At 69.2% G+C, this 14,785-nt stretch carries 15 protein-coding genes; 6 read left to right on the top strand and 9 right to left on the bottom strand.

Translation table 11 applies throughout. The annotated features are described in order from the left end of the window. The first annotated feature begins 90 nt into the window (after positions 1-90). From AC5Y30_RS16490 to AC5Y30_RS16480, 3 genes are all read left to right on the top strand, one after another. The gene (locus AC5Y30_RS16490) at positions 91-1,272 is read left to right on the top strand and encodes a cupin domain-containing protein (RefSeq protein ID WP_499919839.1); all 1,182 of its coding nucleotides are present in this window, start codon (positions 91-93) and stop codon (positions 1,270-1,272) included. Between the two features lie 303 nt (positions 1,273-1,575). Further along, positions 1,576-3,036, top strand: coding sequence for a PPE family protein (locus AC5Y30_RS16485; protein WP_499919732.1), 1,461 nt, complete (start codon positions 1,576-1,578; stop codon positions 3,034-3,036). Positions 3,037-3,125: 89 nt separating this feature from the next. Next, positions 3,126-3,464, top strand: a complete 339-nt coding sequence (locus AC5Y30_RS16480) for a hemophore-related protein (RefSeq protein WP_499919731.1) — start codon at positions 3,126-3,128, stop codon at positions 3,462-3,464. A 32-nt stretch (positions 3,465-3,496) separates the two neighbouring features. Here the strand turns inward: AC5Y30_RS16480 and AC5Y30_RS16475 are convergent, their stop codons facing one another. The 5 genes from AC5Y30_RS16475 to AC5Y30_RS16455 form a co-directional block, all read right to left on the bottom strand. Then, the gene (locus AC5Y30_RS16475) at positions 3,497-4,174 is read right to left on the bottom strand and encodes a hypothetical protein (RefSeq protein ID WP_499919730.1); all 678 of its coding nucleotides are present in this window, start codon (positions 4,172-4,174) and stop codon (positions 3,497-3,499) included. An 18-nt stretch (positions 4,175-4,192) separates the two neighbouring features. After that, on the bottom strand, positions 4,193-4,663 hold the full coding sequence (locus tag AC5Y30_RS16470) for a PH domain-containing protein (protein WP_499919729.1): 471 nt from the start codon (positions 4,661-4,663) through the stop codon (positions 4,193-4,195). After that, the gene (ribH, locus tag AC5Y30_RS16465; RefSeq protein WP_499919728.1) at positions 4,660-5,142 is read right to left on the bottom strand and encodes a 6,7-dimethyl-8-ribityllumazine synthase; all 483 of its coding nucleotides are present in this window, start codon (positions 5,140-5,142) and stop codon (positions 4,660-4,662) included. Before ribH ends, AC5Y30_RS16470 begins: the two co-directional genes overlap by 4 nt. After that, complete coding sequence (locus AC5Y30_RS16460; protein ID WP_499919727.1) at positions 5,139-6,416, bottom strand: bifunctional 3,4-dihydroxy-2-butanone-4-phosphate synthase/GTP cyclohydrolase II; 1,278 nt, start codon at positions 6,414-6,416, stop codon at positions 5,139-5,141. The genes ribH and AC5Y30_RS16460 overlap by 4 nt, the downstream gene beginning before the upstream one ends. 185 nt (positions 6,417-6,601) lie before the next feature. Beyond that, complete coding sequence (locus AC5Y30_RS16455) at positions 6,602-7,207, bottom strand: riboflavin synthase (protein WP_499919725.1); 606 nt, start codon at positions 7,205-7,207, stop codon at positions 6,602-6,604. 118 nt (positions 7,208-7,325) lie between these two features. Between AC5Y30_RS16455 and AC5Y30_RS16450 the strand changes: the two genes are divergently transcribed. Together AC5Y30_RS16450 and AC5Y30_RS16445 are read left to right on the top strand one after the other, a co-directional pair. Continuing rightward, positions 7,326-8,033, top strand: a complete 708-nt coding sequence (locus AC5Y30_RS16450; protein ID WP_499919723.1) for an LppX_LprAFG lipoprotein — start codon at positions 7,326-7,328, stop codon at positions 8,031-8,033. Next, positions 8,030-9,610 (top strand): MFS transporter, encoded by a 1,581-nt coding sequence (locus AC5Y30_RS16445; RefSeq protein WP_499919720.1) that lies wholly within the window; start codon positions 8,030-8,032, stop codon positions 9,608-9,610. The genes AC5Y30_RS16450 and AC5Y30_RS16445 overlap by 4 nt, the downstream gene beginning before the upstream one ends. Here AC5Y30_RS16445 and ribD read toward each other — a convergent pair. The 4 genes from ribD to fmt all read right to left on the bottom strand — a co-directional run bounded on the left by ribD (position 9,607) and on the right by fmt (position 13,778). Beyond that, positions 9,607-10,632 carry a bifunctional diaminohydroxyphosphoribosylaminopyrimidine deaminase/5-amino-6-(5-phosphoribosylamino)uracil reductase RibD gene (ribD, locus tag AC5Y30_RS16440; protein WP_499919716.1) on the bottom strand — a complete coding sequence of 342 codons (1,026 nt, stop codon included), beginning with the start codon at positions 10,630-10,632 and terminating at the stop codon, positions 9,607-9,609. The two genes, AC5Y30_RS16445 and ribD, sit on opposite strands and share 4 nt — an antisense overlap. Continuing rightward, positions 10,629-11,327: a ribulose-phosphate 3-epimerase gene (gene rpe / locus AC5Y30_RS16435; RefSeq protein WP_499919714.1), complete on the bottom strand. Its 699-nt coding sequence runs from the start codon at positions 11,325-11,327 to the stop codon at positions 10,629-10,631. Before rpe ends, ribD begins: the two co-directional genes overlap by 4 nt. A gap of 52 nt (positions 11,328-11,379) precedes the next feature. Further along, complete coding sequence (locus tag AC5Y30_RS16430; protein ID WP_499919838.1) at positions 11,380-12,729, bottom strand: RsmB/NOP family class I SAM-dependent RNA methyltransferase; 1,350 nt, start codon at positions 12,727-12,729, stop codon at positions 11,380-11,382. 101 nt (positions 12,730-12,830) lie between these two features. Next, a complete protein-coding gene (gene fmt, locus AC5Y30_RS16425; RefSeq protein ID WP_499919712.1) occupies positions 12,831-13,778 on the bottom strand; it encodes a methionyl-tRNA formyltransferase in 948 nt (315 codons plus the stop codon). A gap of 178 nt (positions 13,779-13,956) precedes the next feature. Here fmt and AC5Y30_RS16420 point away from each other — a divergent pair, with 178 nt between their 5' ends. Next, on the top strand, positions 13,957-14,784 hold the full coding sequence (locus AC5Y30_RS16420; protein ID WP_499919710.1) for a class I SAM-dependent methyltransferase: 828 nt from the start codon (positions 13,957-13,959) through the stop codon (positions 14,782-14,784). Position 14,785 lies beyond the last annotated feature (1 nt).

Genomic DNA, 14,785 nt, shown 5'->3' with positions numbered 1-14,785 from the left:
TAATAGCCGCCGGTGCGGTGCCCAGAAAGGCGGGGAGCGTGCGGCGCCGGTCTACTGTGGTGCGTACCGGTCGCCACGATGTCTGGGGGGATTACCGTCGATTCCTCGCTAGCCTGGTTGCTGCAGCCCGTCGACGTCGACACCTTCCTCGACGAGATCTGGGCAATAAGGCACCACCACATCAAGCGATGCCTTCCGGGCTACTTCGACCCGTTGCTGCCCGGCCCTTCGGCGGTCGGCGAGCTCCTCGAACGGGTGCAGCCGGAACCGTCTGCCGTGCGGCTCGTCAAGGGCGGCGAGGACAGGGATCCGGCGACCTACCGCCGCGCCGACGGCGGCTTGGACCCGGTTCTGGTACGCGACGGCCTGGCCGACGGCTACACCATCGTCTTCAACGGGCTCGAGCGGTACTCGCGCACGATCGCGTCGTTGTCGCACTCCATCGAGGTCGAGCTGAACTTCCCGACGCGAGTCAACGCCTATGTCACGCCACCGGAATCGACCGGCTTTGTCCCGCACTACGACCCACACGACGTGCTGGTCCTGCAGATCGAGGGATCCAAGACGTGGCATGTGTCCGACACCGCCGCCGTGCCGCCGCACGAGATCCAGCGGCGCAAGGGGGTGGGGGCGGGCGGGCTCGCGTCGTCGACCGACATGCGCATGCAACCGGGCGACGTGCTGTATTTGCCGCGCGGCCAGGTGCATTCGGCCGAGACGCACTCCGAGCCGTCGGTCCATCTGACGATCGGTCTTCATGCGCCCACCGTCCTCACGCTCATCACCCACGCGTTGTACGCGCTGAGTTTGCGTGACCCACGCGTGCACGCGCGCCTGTCGCCGCGACACCTGAATGACGCAACCGCCCGTGCCGGCCTGGGCGGCATCGTGCGGGACAGCCTGCGAGCCGTCGACAATGCCGAGATCCTCAACGAAAGCCTCGACGCGCTGGCCGACGTCTTGGTCCGGCGCGGCCGATGCCCACCGGTCGGGCGGGTCAGCGACACAGTCGGTATCGACGGGCAAACGCTGGTCGCAAAGTATGAACCGCTCTATGCGCGGGTGGCGCGCGTCGATGACCGCGTCGTGCTGCAGTTCGCTCAGCTGTCAGTGGGCGCCGGCGCCGACCATGAAGCGGCGATGCTGTTCTTGGCCGGCAGTAGCGGGCCGTTCCGGGTCGGGGACCTACCCGGGCTGACCGCGGCGCAGCAGGCGGGGCTGGCGCGGACGCTGATCCTGAACGGCTTCCTGGTCCGGCTGACCGATGACTGACAATTTGCTTAGCATCTCCGGTGAAATCCACCATTTATATCCGTATTTGCGGATAATTTCAGCGTAAGATTTGGTAATTGCGGATCGCTATCCGCGCGGTCACAGTGTTCAGCCGGCTCGTCGCATCAGGTGGACGCGCCGGTTGATCCGCGGGGTACTGGCGATGGCGAGCCGCCGCACAGACCGCCACGCCGCATCGCCGATAACGCTGAAAAGCACTGGGAGGCCCGGATGAAGCGGCTCGCTGACGGTTCGTCGGGAGGAGCTCAACATGGCAACACGGGCGCACGTCGGTGATGCCACGTGACCATGCCGATCTGGGCCGCCTTCCCACCCGAAGTGCATTCGGCGGCGCTGTCCAGCGGCCCGGGGCCTGGATCGCTGCTCGCGGCAGAACAGGCGTGGCAGGCCTTGAGCGCCGAATACGACACGGCGGCCGCCGAACTCAGCGACTTGCTGGCCGAGGTGCAGGCGGGGACGTGGCAGGGTCCGACTGCGGAGAAATTCGTGGCCGCGCACGTGCCGTACCTGGCATGGCTCTTGCAGAACAGCGCCGACAGCTCGGCGGCCGCCTTGGAAGCCGACACCGTTGCCGCGGCCTATACCGCCGCGTTGTCGGCCATGCCGACACTGGAGGAGCTGGAGGCCAACCACGCCGCTTTCGCGCAGTTGGTTGCGACGAATTTTCTTGGCGTGAACACGATTCCGATCGCGCTCAACGAAATGGACTATCTGCGGATGTGGCTGCAGGCGGCCACCACCATGGCGATCTATGAAGCGGTGTCCGAAACCGCGCAAACGTGGGTCCCGCCGACCGCCCCGCCCCCGCCGATCCAGCTGGCGAACCCGCCCAACCAAGATGCGGGCGGGGGCGCAGATCAGCTGAGCTGGTGGGTCACCCGGGTGCAAGAAGTCGCCCAAGAACTCGACGGGGACCTGAGCCAATCTGGATCCAACCCGTCCACCGTGCTCAACACTCTGATGGGCGACCCGCTGCTCGCAGCCAAGGTCCCGCACTGGGCGGGCGAGGCGCTCTACACGTTCCTTCCCCAGGTGCCGAATTTGATGCAACTCTCTTTCGGTCTGATCGCCCCCTCCATCCCCGTCGCGGGTGCCGCGGGTTTGACGGGGTTGGCCGGGCTGGCGGGCGTGCCACAACCGGCCCCCACCCTGCCGGGTGCGGTGGCCGCGCCCGCGCCGGCTCCCTCCCACACCGGAGCGCCCGCCGCGATGGCCCCCGGCCTCGGCGCGCCGGCTTCGACCCCGCCGACCGCCCCGATGCATGCGCCCACCCCGGCGACGGCTTCGGCGTCCGCCGCGGCGCCGGCGCCGCCCGCCCCCGGGGTCCCGGCCGTCAGCTACCCCTACGTGGTCGGCCCTCCGGGCCTCGGGGCCGGCACGAACATGAGTGTCGGGACGCGCGCCGGGCAGAAGTCGCCCGAGCCCGACGCCGTCGCGGCGCCGGCCGTCGCGGCCGCCCGGGAGGCCCGGCGCCGCCGGCGCACCAGGCCGGGCCTGATCGACCCCGGTCACCGCTACGAATATCTCGACGACGGGTCCGGGGCACAATTCGCCGACCGTTCGGCGACGGCTTCGGATCGGGGCGCGGGGCGCATGGGGTTCGCCGGCACCGTAAGCGAGGCCGGCGCCACTCCGGTGGGTTTGACCACGCTTGCCGGCGCGTCATTGGATGACAACCCGAGGCTGCCGCTGTTGCCGAGCAGCTGGAGCCCCGACACCGACGAAGGAACGGCAGGTAGTTAGAAGCCCCGCCGGCGTGGACGGCTTTGAATTCCGCCCACCGAGCTTGTGGCTCGACGTTAAAATGAGGCCCCGAGCGAGGAGTCCGATAGATGGTGGAGCGCTGGCTAATCGACGTGGCCGCCACCATCGGTGGTCTGGCGCTGGCGTCGACGGCGGGGGCCGGGATCGCATCGGCCGACCCTGATTACGCTCCGATGATCAACGCCACCTGTAGTTACGACCAGGCGATGCGGGCCGTGCACGCGGAAAATCCCAGCGCCGCTGAGTACCTCGAGCAGTCGCCGCCGAATCAGCAGTTCTTGCAGCAGTACCTGGCCTCGTCGCCCGACCAGCGGCTGGACCTGCTGCATGCGATCGAGCACAGTCGAGGGGCCGCGCAGGCCATGCCGGTGCTGCGGCAAATGTTGACCGATTGCGTTCGGTACTGAGCGGCTTCCCCCGCCGTAGCCCGCCCCGGTTTCTAGGCGGTACGCCCGCTGATCTGCGCGAGGCGTTTCGACGTCCAGTCCGCCATGGGGAACCCGGGCTTGTCGTCACAGGCCGACAGCAACAGGACCACTCGCGGCAGGGCCGCCAGCCCGTAGTGACAGATCCAGCCCGGCTGGGTCATGGTCCACACCACGGCGGCGTGCGAGGAGGTGTCGACGTCGCTGAGGTGCATCGACGCCGACTGTCCGTCTCGGCTCACCCCGACCGCTTCGTGGCGGCACTGGGCGATGGCGATGAAACCGTCGACCACCACGTGTTGAACGTCCAGCGGGTCGCCGTAGAGGTCGACCGACTCGCCGTAGGTTGCCGGACCGGCGAACTGGTAGGCGGACTCGGCGTGCTCGGACGCGCCGGGCGGCCGTAGGGGCGAGTTCTCGAACAGCACCGCCGCCTCGCAATCCGCGGGCTGGGCCATGGTGAAGTAGTTGTCGCCCAACGGAATCGCGGTCGCCGGCCCGAAAGGCGTGTCGTCCCCGGTCTGGAGCAGCAGGTCTTGCGCCCGGGCCATCGGGTGTTTCACGGGCGCAGACGGCGCTTCCTTCGACGGACCGGACGCCCCGACCGCCCGTCCCCCCACCACTACGTTGCACCCACTGAGCGCCAGCATGGCGACGACGGCGAGCGCGGCCGCCGGTGCCTGAAGTGCCATCGGCCGATGGTACAGCGCTCAGTGCGTCTTCAGGTCCGGTCGATAGCGCACCACCAGCGAACGCACCGTATCCATGGCGGCGACGGCGCGGCCCTTGTCGACGGCCTGGATGGCCATCACCGGTATGTACTCGTCGTCGGGTAAGTCGATCCGCGCCCACCGGTGGCCCACCGGGAACGACACGCCGGCGACATCCGGCCATTCGATCAGCTTGTCCCCCAACAGGTTTCGCACAGAAACACCGGCCGGTCCCACTCGCAGCCGCGGCCGCGCGAACAACAGCACGACGCCGGCGATGACCAGGCCCAGCGCCGCGATCGCCACCTGATCGGAGGTCTGAAAGACCACCCCGGTGGAGCCCACCTTGAGCAGCAGGCCCACCACGATGTGCGCAGCGGCGATGAGGAACGCCGCCCCGTAAGCGAATAACGGGGTGCGGTGGGGACGCAACACCGCGTCCCAGGTCTCGCGGTCCGGCGGCGACGTCACGACCGAGCGCGCAACTCACGCAGGGTGAGGGCGGCGGACAGGGCCGCCCCGGCCGCCTGGGCTCCCTTGTCCTCGGCCGACGCCGGAAGCCCGGCCCGATCCAGCGCCTGCTGCTCGTTGTCGGTGGTCAGCACGCCGTTGGCGACCGGGGTCGAGGCGTCCAGCGAGACCCGGGTCAGTCCCTGGGTTACCGCATCGCAGACATATTCGAAATGTGGTGTCTGCCCGCGGATCACGACGCCCAGCGCGACGACGGCATCGTGGTTGCGGGCGAGTTCCTGTGCCACCACCGGAATTTCGATCGCGCCGAGCACGCGGACCACCGTGGGGTCGTCGACACCCGAGTCGGCGGCGACTTTGCGTGCGCCGTCGAGCAGCGCATCGCAGATCTCGCTGTGCCAGGTGCTTGCCACGATGCCGAGCCGCACACCAGCGGCGTCAAGCGCCGGCATCTCCGGCACGCCCGCGCCACCACTCACAAAGCACCGCCGAATTCACCTGGCAGATGAACGGATTCGTGAAAGTCGTCCAGTCCGGCCAGATCGTGGCCCATCTTGTCCCGCTTCGTCATCAGGTAACGGATGTTCTCCGCGTTGGCGCGCACCGGTAGCGGCACGCGCTCGATGATGTGCAGGCCGTACCCGTCCAGCCCGACCCGCTTGGCCGGGTTGTTGGTCAGCAGCCGCATCGAGCGCACCCCGAGGTCGACCAGTATCTGCGCACCGATACCGTAATCCCTTGCATCAGCAGGCAATCCGAGCTTGAGGTTGGCGTCGACGGTGTCTTCACCGGCATCCTGCAATTGGTAGGCCTGCAGCTTGTGCATCAGCCCGATGCCGCGGCCCTCGTGGCCGCGCATGTACAGCACGATGCCGCGTCCCTCGCGAGCGACCATCGCCATCGCCGCGTCCAGCTGGGGCCCGCAATCGCAGCGGCGTGAACCGAACACGTCACCGGTCAGGCATTCGGAGTGCACGCGCACCAGCACGTCGTCACCCTCGGAGTTGGGCCCGGCGATGTCGCCGCGCACCAGCGCGACGTGCTCTACCTCTTCGTAGATGCTGGCGTAGCCGATGGCGCGAAATTCCCCGTGCCGCGTCGGAATCCGGGCCTCGGCGATCCGCGCGATGTGCTTCTCGTGCTTGCGTCGCCACTCGATCAGGTCGGCGATGGTGATCATCGCGAGGTCGTGTTCGTCGGCGAACACCCGCAGTTCGTCGGTCTGCGCCATCGCGCCCTCGTCCTTTTGGCTGACGATCTCGCAGATGGCGCCAGCGGGCTGCAGTCCGGCCAGCCGGGCGAGGTCGACGGCCGCCTCGGTGTGACCGGGGCGGCGCAAGACGCCACCGTCCTTGGCGCGCAACGGAACCACGTGACCGGGCCGGGTGAAGTCGTCGGCGACGCTGGCGGGATCGGCCAGGAGGCGCATCGTGGTTGCCCGGTCCGAGGCGGAAATCCCGGTGCCCACGCCGCGTCGTGCGTCGACCGTGACGGTGTAGGCGGTGCCGTGCTTGTCCTGGTTGACCGCGTACATCGGCAACAGACCCAGCCGGTCGCAGATCGCACCGTCCAGCGGCACACACAGGTATCCCGAGGTGTAGCGCACCATGAAGGCCACCATCTCCGGCGTCGCCTTTTCGGCGGCGAAGATCAGATCGCCCTCGTTCTCGCGATCCTCGTCGTCGATGACGATGACGGCCTTGCCGGCCGCAATGTCGGCAACCGCCCTCTCGACGGAGTCCAACCTCGTCATCTTTTGCTACCTCGCCGTTCCCGCTGTCCGGCGGGAACACTGTCGAAACGGCTCACACGAGAAGCCCACGTGTTGCATTCAGTATGAACCACGGGGACGCCCCCGTTATTGCCGCGGCTCGAACAGCGGGACGTCCACGGAAGGCGTTGCGCAGCCGAGTGGGTTGGCAGCGCCGGACGTCGCGACTAGCGGTCCGATTGCATCAGCCGCTCGACGTACTTGGCGATGACATCGACTTCGAGGTTCACCGGCGTCCCGACTGCAGCGCGGCCCAAGGTGGTCAATTCGCGGGTGGTGGGTATCAACGAGACTTCGAACCAGTCCCCCGGCTGGCCGCCCAGCCCGGACACCGTCAACGAAATCCCGTCGACGGTGATCGATCCCTTCTCCACGACGTAGCGGGCCACCTCGGCGGGCATCTCGATTCGCACCACTTCCCAGTGCTCGGACGGGGTCCGGGCCACGATGCGCCCCGTCCCGTCGACGTGCCCCTGCACGATGTGGCCGCCCAGCCGGCTGTTCACGGCCGCGGCGCGCTCCAGGTTGACCCGGCTGCCGACCTGCAAGTCGCCCAAGTTGGACCGGTTGAGCGATTCGGCCATCACGTCGGCGGTGAACTGACCACCGGGCAACAGCTCGGCGACGGTCAGACACACGCCGTTGACGGCAATCGAATCGCCGTGGCCCGCGTCGGCCGTCACGACGGCGCCGCGAATGGTCAGCCGCGCCGCCTCGGAAAGGACCTCACGAGCAGTCACCTCGCCGAGTTCCTCGACAATGCCGGTAAACATCCTCTTAGGCTAATTGGGCCTCAGGCAGACTGATGAGCAGGGCAAAGACCGCGACCCGGGCGACACCGGCCCCCCGCGTTCACCAGAGCAGTCACCGGCACCCTCTACGATGCACAGTATGCAGACCCGCCGCCGTCTATCGGCCGTCATCGCATCCCTTACCCTCGCCACCGCCTTGATCGCCGGCTGTTCGTCGGGCTCCAAGCAGAGCGGCGCGCCGCTTCCCGACGCCACGACCTTGGTCAAGCAGTCGGCGGCCGCCACCAAAAACGTGAAGAGCGCGCACCTCGTGCTCAGCGTTCAGGGCAAGATTCAGGGGCTACCGCTCAAGACGCTGACCGGTGACCTCACCACCGCGCCTGCCACCGCCGCCTCGGGCAACGCGACGATCACTTTGGGTGGTTCCGACATCGACGCCAACTTCGTGGTGGTCGACGGAACTCTGTATGCCGCCCTCACCCCGAACAAGTGGAGCGACTTCGGCAAAGCGTCCGACATCTACGACGTCTCGGTGCTGCTGAACCCCGACACCGGGCTGGGCAACGTGCTGGCGAACTTCAGCAACGCCAAGGCCGAGGGCCGCGACAACATCAACGGCCAGAACACGGTCCGGATCAGCGGAAACGTCTCCGCGGACGCGGTGAACAAGATCGTGCCGCAGTTCAACGCGACGCAGCCGGTACCCAGCACGGTGTGGATCCAAGAGAGCGGTGACCACCAGCTGGTTCAGGCCAATCTGCAGAAGAGCTCGGGCAACACCGCCCAGATCACCCTGTCCAACTGGGGCGAGCCGGTTCAGGTCAGCAAGCCCCCGGTGAGCCAGTGACCGCGGACACCGAGGCCCAACCCGGCCACCAGACCGGACGCCGCGTAGCGATCAGCGCGGGCAGCCTCGCGGTCCTGCTGGGCGCCCTGGACGCCTACGTCGTCGTGACGATCATGCGCGACATCATGACCGACGTTCACATCCCGATCAACCAGCTGCAGCGCATCACCTGGATCATCACGATGTACCTGCTGGGCTACATCGCCGCCATGCCGCTGTTGGGCCGCGCTTCGGACCGATTCGGCCGCAAGCTGGTGTTGCAGGTCAGCCTGGCGCTGTTCATCGTGGGCTCGGTAGTCACCGCGTTGGCCGGTCACTGGGGCGATTTCCACCTGCTGGTCGGTGGCCGCACCATCCAGGGCGTGGCCAGCGGCGCGCTGTTGCCGGTCACCCTCGCGCTGGGCGCCGATCTCTGGGCGCAGCGCAACCGCGCCGGTGTGCTGGGCGGCATCGGCGCCGCGCAGGAGCTCGGCAGCGTGCTGGGCCCCCTGTACGGGATTTTCATCGTCTTCCTGACACACGACTGGCGCTACGTCTTCTGGATCAACGTCCCGCTGACCCTCATCGCGATGGTGATGATCCAGTTCAGCCTGCCGTCGCACCAACGGGTCGAGCAGCCCGAAAAGGTCGACCTGGTCGGTGGTGTGCTGCTGGCGGCCGCCCTGGGCCTCGCCGTGATCGGTCTGTACAACCCGCAGCCGGACGGCAAGCAGATTCTGCCGAGCTACGGGTTACCGCTGGTCATCGGGGCGGTCGTGGTGGCGGTGCTGTTTTTGCTCTGGGAACGCTTCGCGCGCACCCGGCTGATCGAACCGGCGGGCGTGCACTTCCGCCCGTTCCTGGCCGCGCTGGGCGCCTCACTGTTCGCCGGTGCCGCGCTGATGGTGACGCTGGTCGACGTGGAGCTGTTCGGCCAGGGCGTGCTGGGCCAGGACCAGGCCCAGGCCGCCGGGCTGTTGCTGTGGTTCCTGATCGCCCTGCCGATCGGGGCGGTGCTGGGCGGCTGGATCGCCACCCGGATCGGTGACCGGATCATGACCTTCGTCGGACTGCTGATCGCCGCCTACGGGTACTGGCTGATTCACTTCTGGCGCCAGGACGTGATGAACCAGAAGCACAACATCTTCGGGGTGTTCAGCGTGCCCGTGCTGCACGCCGACCTGCTGGTGGCCGGCATCGGCCTCGGCCTGGTGATCGGGCCGCTCACCTCCGCCGCGCTGCGCGTGGTGCCATCCGCCCAACACGGCATCGCCTCGGCGGCGGTGGTGGTAGCCCGGATGACCGGGATGCTGATCGGCGTTGCCGCGCTCAGCGCGTGGGGCCTTTACCGGTTCAACCAGATCGTGGCGAACCTGACGGCCGAGATCCCGCCCAACGCCACCCTGTTGGAGCGCATCGCCGCGCAGGGCACGCTGTACCTCAAAGCCTTCGCCCAGATGTACGGCGACATCTTCTTGGCCACCGTCGTGATCTGCATCGCGGGCGCGCTGTTGGGCCTGTTGCTCGGTGGACGCAAAGAGCACGCCGAAGAGCCGGAAATCGCCGAGCCGCAAGCGGTCTCGCTGAGCGAGCGCTAGCCGCTGCGCGGCACCAGGCTGAGCACCACGTCGGGTCCCACCCGGTCGATGCCGTCGAACTGCCAGCGCAGCGCCCGCGCGATCGTGGTGACCCCGACGTCGTCGACCGCGGTGACCGGGCCGCCCAGCAGGGTCGGCGCGACGTAAGCCAGTATCCGGTTGACCACCCCGGCCCGCAGGAAGGCGCCGGCCAGGGTGGGGCCGCCCTCCAGCAGCACATCGGTGCGGTCCGACACGGCCTTGAGCACCTCTAGCGGGTCGTGCGTGCGGATCAGCATGGTCCGCGAATCGTCGTTGAGAACCTTTGCTTCCGAGGGTATTTCACGCTTCCCGACGACGACTCGCAGCGGTTGCCGGTCGGCCAGTGAGCCGTCCGGCAGCCGGGCGGTCAACGCTGGGTCGTCGGCGAGCACGGTGCCGGTCCCCACCACGATCGCGTCGGCGGCCGCGCGGCGACGATGCAGGTCGAGCCGCGAAGCCTCGCTAGAAATCCACTGGCTGGAGCCGTCCGCGGCCGCGCTGCGGCCATCGACGCTGCTGGCGTACTTCCAGGTCAGGTGCGGAAGCCCGGTCCGTTGCTTGTGCAGCCACTCGCGCAGCGGGCCGCCGGTCACCTCGTCGGCCAGCACGCCGGAGTGCACGGCCACGCCGGCTTCCTCCAGACGGGCCGCTCCACCGGCGGCCTCCGGGTTCGGGTCGGCGACGGCGTACACCACGGTGCCCACCTTCGCGTTCAGCAGGGCGTTGACGCACGGCGGGGTTCTGCCGTAGTGGTTGCACGGCTCGAGGGTGACCACGACGGTGCCGCCGGCCGCCAGCTCACCGGCCCGCCGCAGCGCCAGGATCTCGGCGTGATCGCCGCCGGCCGGTTCGGTGGCGCCGACACCGACCACCTCGCCACCGGCGTCCAAGACGACCGCCCCCACCGGTGGGTTCGGATACGTGGTCCCCTTGACGTGATTGGACTGGTCGATCGCCAGGCGCATCGCGGCGTCAAGGCTGTCGCCCGGCGGAACCGTCATCGACGCAGGTGCGGGGACGCGTCGGCGGCCTGTCGGCGCAACGCGTCGATCGCGGCCCCCGGGTCGTCGGCGCCGTAGACGGCCGACCCGGCGACGAAGCAGTCGACGCCGGCCTCGGCGGCCTGCTCGATGGTGTCGGCGTTGATGCCGCCGTCGATTTCGACCAGGATCGTCAACTCGCCGGCCTCGATGAGCTTGCGCGCGGTGCGCACCTTGCTCAGCACCTCGGGGATGAAGCTCTGGCCGCCGAACCCGGGCTCCACCGACATGATCAGCAGGGTGTCGAATTGCGGCAGGATTTCCAGGTAGGGCTCCAGCGGGGTCCCCGGCTTGACGCTGATGCCCGCTTTGGCGCCGGCGGCGCGGATGTCGCGGGCCACCGCGATCGGATTCTGGGTGGCCTCGGCGTGGAAGGTGACGTTGTACGCCCCCGCCTCGGCGTACGGGGGCGCCCAGCGGTCGGGGTCCTCGATCATCAGATGGCAGTCCATCGGAATGGTGGTGGCGGCCAGCAGGCTCTCCACCACCGGCAGCCCGAGGGTCAGGTTCGGCACGAAGTGGTTGTCCATCACATCGACGTGCAACCAGTCCGCGCCGGTCACGGCGGTGGCTTCGTCGGCGAGCCGGGAAAAGTCAGCGGAAAGGATCGACGGCGCGATCAGAGGCCCCTTCAACGGTTCCGTAGTGCGAGGCATGAGCGCCAGACTACTGAGCCGCGCGGCCCGCTTCACATCCGGCGCGCCCCCACTACCCCGCCTCACGGCGCAGCGCGGCCGCGAACATCGCGTCGGTGCCGTGCCGATGTGGCCAGAGCTGCACGTGCGGCCCGTCGCCCAGGTCGGAGACGGGCTCGAACATCGGCCGGGTGTCCAGCGCGCTCACCGGGTGGCGGCGCAGCGCGTCGGCGACCACGCCGACGGTTTCGGCCAGGTGCGGCGAGCAGGTCGCGTAGAGCACCACGCCGCCGGGACGGGTCAGCGCGATCGCGGCGCCCAGCAACTCGCGTTGCAGCTTGGTCAGCGTGGGCACATCGGCGGGTTGGCGCCGCCACCGGGCCTCCGGCCGGCGGCGCAGCGCCCCCAGCCCGGTGCAGGGCGCGTCGACGAGCACCCGGTCGAACGTCGGTTCCAGACCGGTGTGTCGCCCGTCGGTGCGCAGCACGTCGACCGGCAACCCACGAGTGTTCTCGGCCACCAAATCGGCGCGGCGCGGCGCCGGCTCCACCGCCGTGAGCCGGAACCCGGACCCCGGGTGGTGCTGCACGCCCAGCGAGGCCAGCAGCGCCGTCTTGCCACCCGGCCCGGCGCACAGGTCCAGCCACCGGCCCTCGTCACCGTCGACCGGCGCCAGGGTAAGCGCCCGGGCCACCAGCTGGCTGCCCTCGTCCTGGACCAGCGCCATGCCGTCGCGCACCGGCGCCAGCCGCCCGGGATCACCGCCAGTCAGGTACACCGCGTACGGCGAATAGCGGCCGACCGTCCCGCCAACCGCGTCGGCCAGCTCGGCGGCGGTCAGTGCGCCTGCGCGGGCGGCCAGATGCACCTGAGGCCGTTCGTCGTCGCTGGCCAGTATCGCGTCGAGTTCCGTGGCGGCGGCGCCCAGCGCATCGGCGAAGGCCTGGGCAATCCACCGGGGGTGGGCATGCACGAACGCCGCATGCCCGATCGGATCCTGCGCCGGGTTCGGGGCCAGCTCGGCGACCCAGGACCGCTCGTCGCGCAAGGAAATGGCGCGAAGCACTCCGTTGACGAAACCCGCTCGCGCCGAGTCGAATTCGATTCCGGCCTGCTCGACGGTGGTGGACACCGCGGCGTGCGCGTCGACCCGGGTACGCAGCAGCTGATACGCGCCGAGCCGCAGCAGGTCGAGCAGCACCGGGTCGATGGCTTGCGGCGGGCGCCCGGCGGCCGCGCCGATGACGGCGTCGAGCAGACCCCGGGTGCGGCAGGTGCCGTAGGTGAGCTCGGTGGCGAACGCCGCGTCGCGCCCGGTGATGTCGCGTTCGCGCAGCAGCGCGGGCAGCGCGAGGTTCGCGTAGGCATCGCGTTCGCTGACCGCCCGGAGCACGTCGAACGCGGCGGCGCGGGCCGGGTCCAGCGGCCGGCGCGATGGTCGGCGGTCCCGTTGCCGAGGCCGGCGGTCGCGCTGCGGCGACGTGCGTTCCGCCCGGCCGCGCTGCGCTCTGTCGCGCCCGGTGCTCACGTCGCCCGCATCGCGGGGTCGAGCCGAGCCCCGCGCGCCCAGTCGACGGCGTTCATGAATCGCTTTCCAGGCGGCTGAATTTGGCCCAGCCGCACCGGATCGGAACCCGTGCCGATCCAGACACTCTTGCGATCGACATGAATGGCGCCGGGCGGCAAGGGTTCTGAGGGCCCGGGCAGTGCGGGGTCGCGGGAAACGTGCACCGGCCCCAGTTTGATGCGCAGATCGCCGATCAGCGTCCAGGCGCCGGGATTGGGCGTGACGGCGCGGATGCGGCGATCGACGGCCAGCGCAGGCTGGTCCCAGCGCACCCGAGCCTGCTCGACGGTGACCTTGGGCGCGAGGCTGACCCCGTCGGCGGGTTGCGGCACCGGCGTCAGCGTCGCGTCGGCGATGCCGTCCAGCGTGGTGGACAACAGCGCCGCGCCCGAAATAGCCAGTCGGTCAAGCAGTCCCCCGGCGGTGTCGGTCGGCCGGATCGTCTCGGTCACGACGCCGTAGATCGGGCCCGAGTCCAGGCTCGGCTCGATCTGAAACGTCGAGGCGCCGGTGATGCTGTCGCCCGCGGCGATGGCCGCTTGCACCGGGGCGGCGCCGCGCCAGGCGGGCAGCAGCGAGAAGTGCAGGTTGATCCAGCCCCGCGGCGGCACCGCCAGCAGGCCGTCGCGCAGCAGCGCGCCGTAGGCCACGACGGCGCAGCAGTCGGGCGCCAGCCGCGACAGCTCCCCGACGAATTCGTCCGAGTTGGGCCGCGATGGCCGCAGCACCGGAATGCCGCGGTCGAGTGCCTCGCGGGCCACCGGTGACGGCTCCGGCTTACCGCGCCGTCCGGCCGCGGCGTCGGGCCGGGTCAGCACCGCGATCACCTCGTGCCGCGGTGAGTCGATGAGACGCCGCAGCGCGGGTAGCGCGGGTTCGGGAGTTCCGGCGAAGACGAGACGCACCGACCCAGTCTAGGAAGCGGCATGCGCAAGCCGGACCCGCCCAAACCCCCGAATATGCGTGAGTACACTGTTTCTTATGGCTATTATTTCTGGTAGCCATTAACTGCGCGGGTCAGAACCTACCGCGAACTCACGTCGACAACGAGGTCCAGACGCCACCCCCCTTAAGGAGGTCTGCATGACCCTCGACGCTCCGATCAACGAAGCATCAGTAGCCGCCACGCATCGCACGGTATGGGCCCTGGGCGACTACGCGCTGATGGCCGAGGAGGTGATGGCTCCCCTCGGTCCCGCCCTGGTCGAAGCCACCGGCATCCGTCCGGGCCTGCGGGTCCTCGATGTCGCCGCCGGCTCCGGCAACATCTCGCTGCCGGCGGCGGCGACCGGCGCCGCCGTGGTTTCCACGGACCTCACCCCGGAGCTGCTGCGCCGGTCGCAGGCCAGGGCGAAGTCGCGGGGCTTGACGATCGACTACCGGGAGGGCAACGCACACGCGCTGCCGTTCGGTGACGGCGAGTTCGACGTCGTCGTGTCCGCGATCGGCGTGCAGTTCGCCCCCGACCAGCCCCGCGCTGCCGCCGAACTGGTCCGGGTTTGCCGGCCGGGCGGCACGATCGGCGTGATCAGCTGGACTCCCGAAGGGTTCTTCGGCCGGATGCTGGCCACCATTCGGCCCTACCGGCCGAGCCTGTCGCACCCCGTGCCGCCTGCGGCGCTCTGGGGCCGCCCGGGCTACGTCACCGCGCTGCTCGGCGACGAGATCGGCGAGATCACCACGGCGCGAGGCATGTTGGCCGTCAACCGGTTCGACAGCGCCGAGGCCGTGCATGCCTACTTCAAGCAGCACTACGGCCCGACGATCGAGGCGTACGCGAACATCGGTCACAACCGGGTGCTGACGGCCGAGCTGGACGCCCAACTCGTCGAACTCGCGCAGGACCACCTCACCGACGGCGTCATGGGCTGGGAGTACCTGCTGGTGACCGGCCGAAAGCGGACCGAGTAGC

This window comes from Mycobacterium sp. NGS27, from assembly GCF_059813005.1.
Note: the sequence above shows the minus strand (reverse complement) of the source record. Positions and strands in the feature narration are given on the sequence as shown.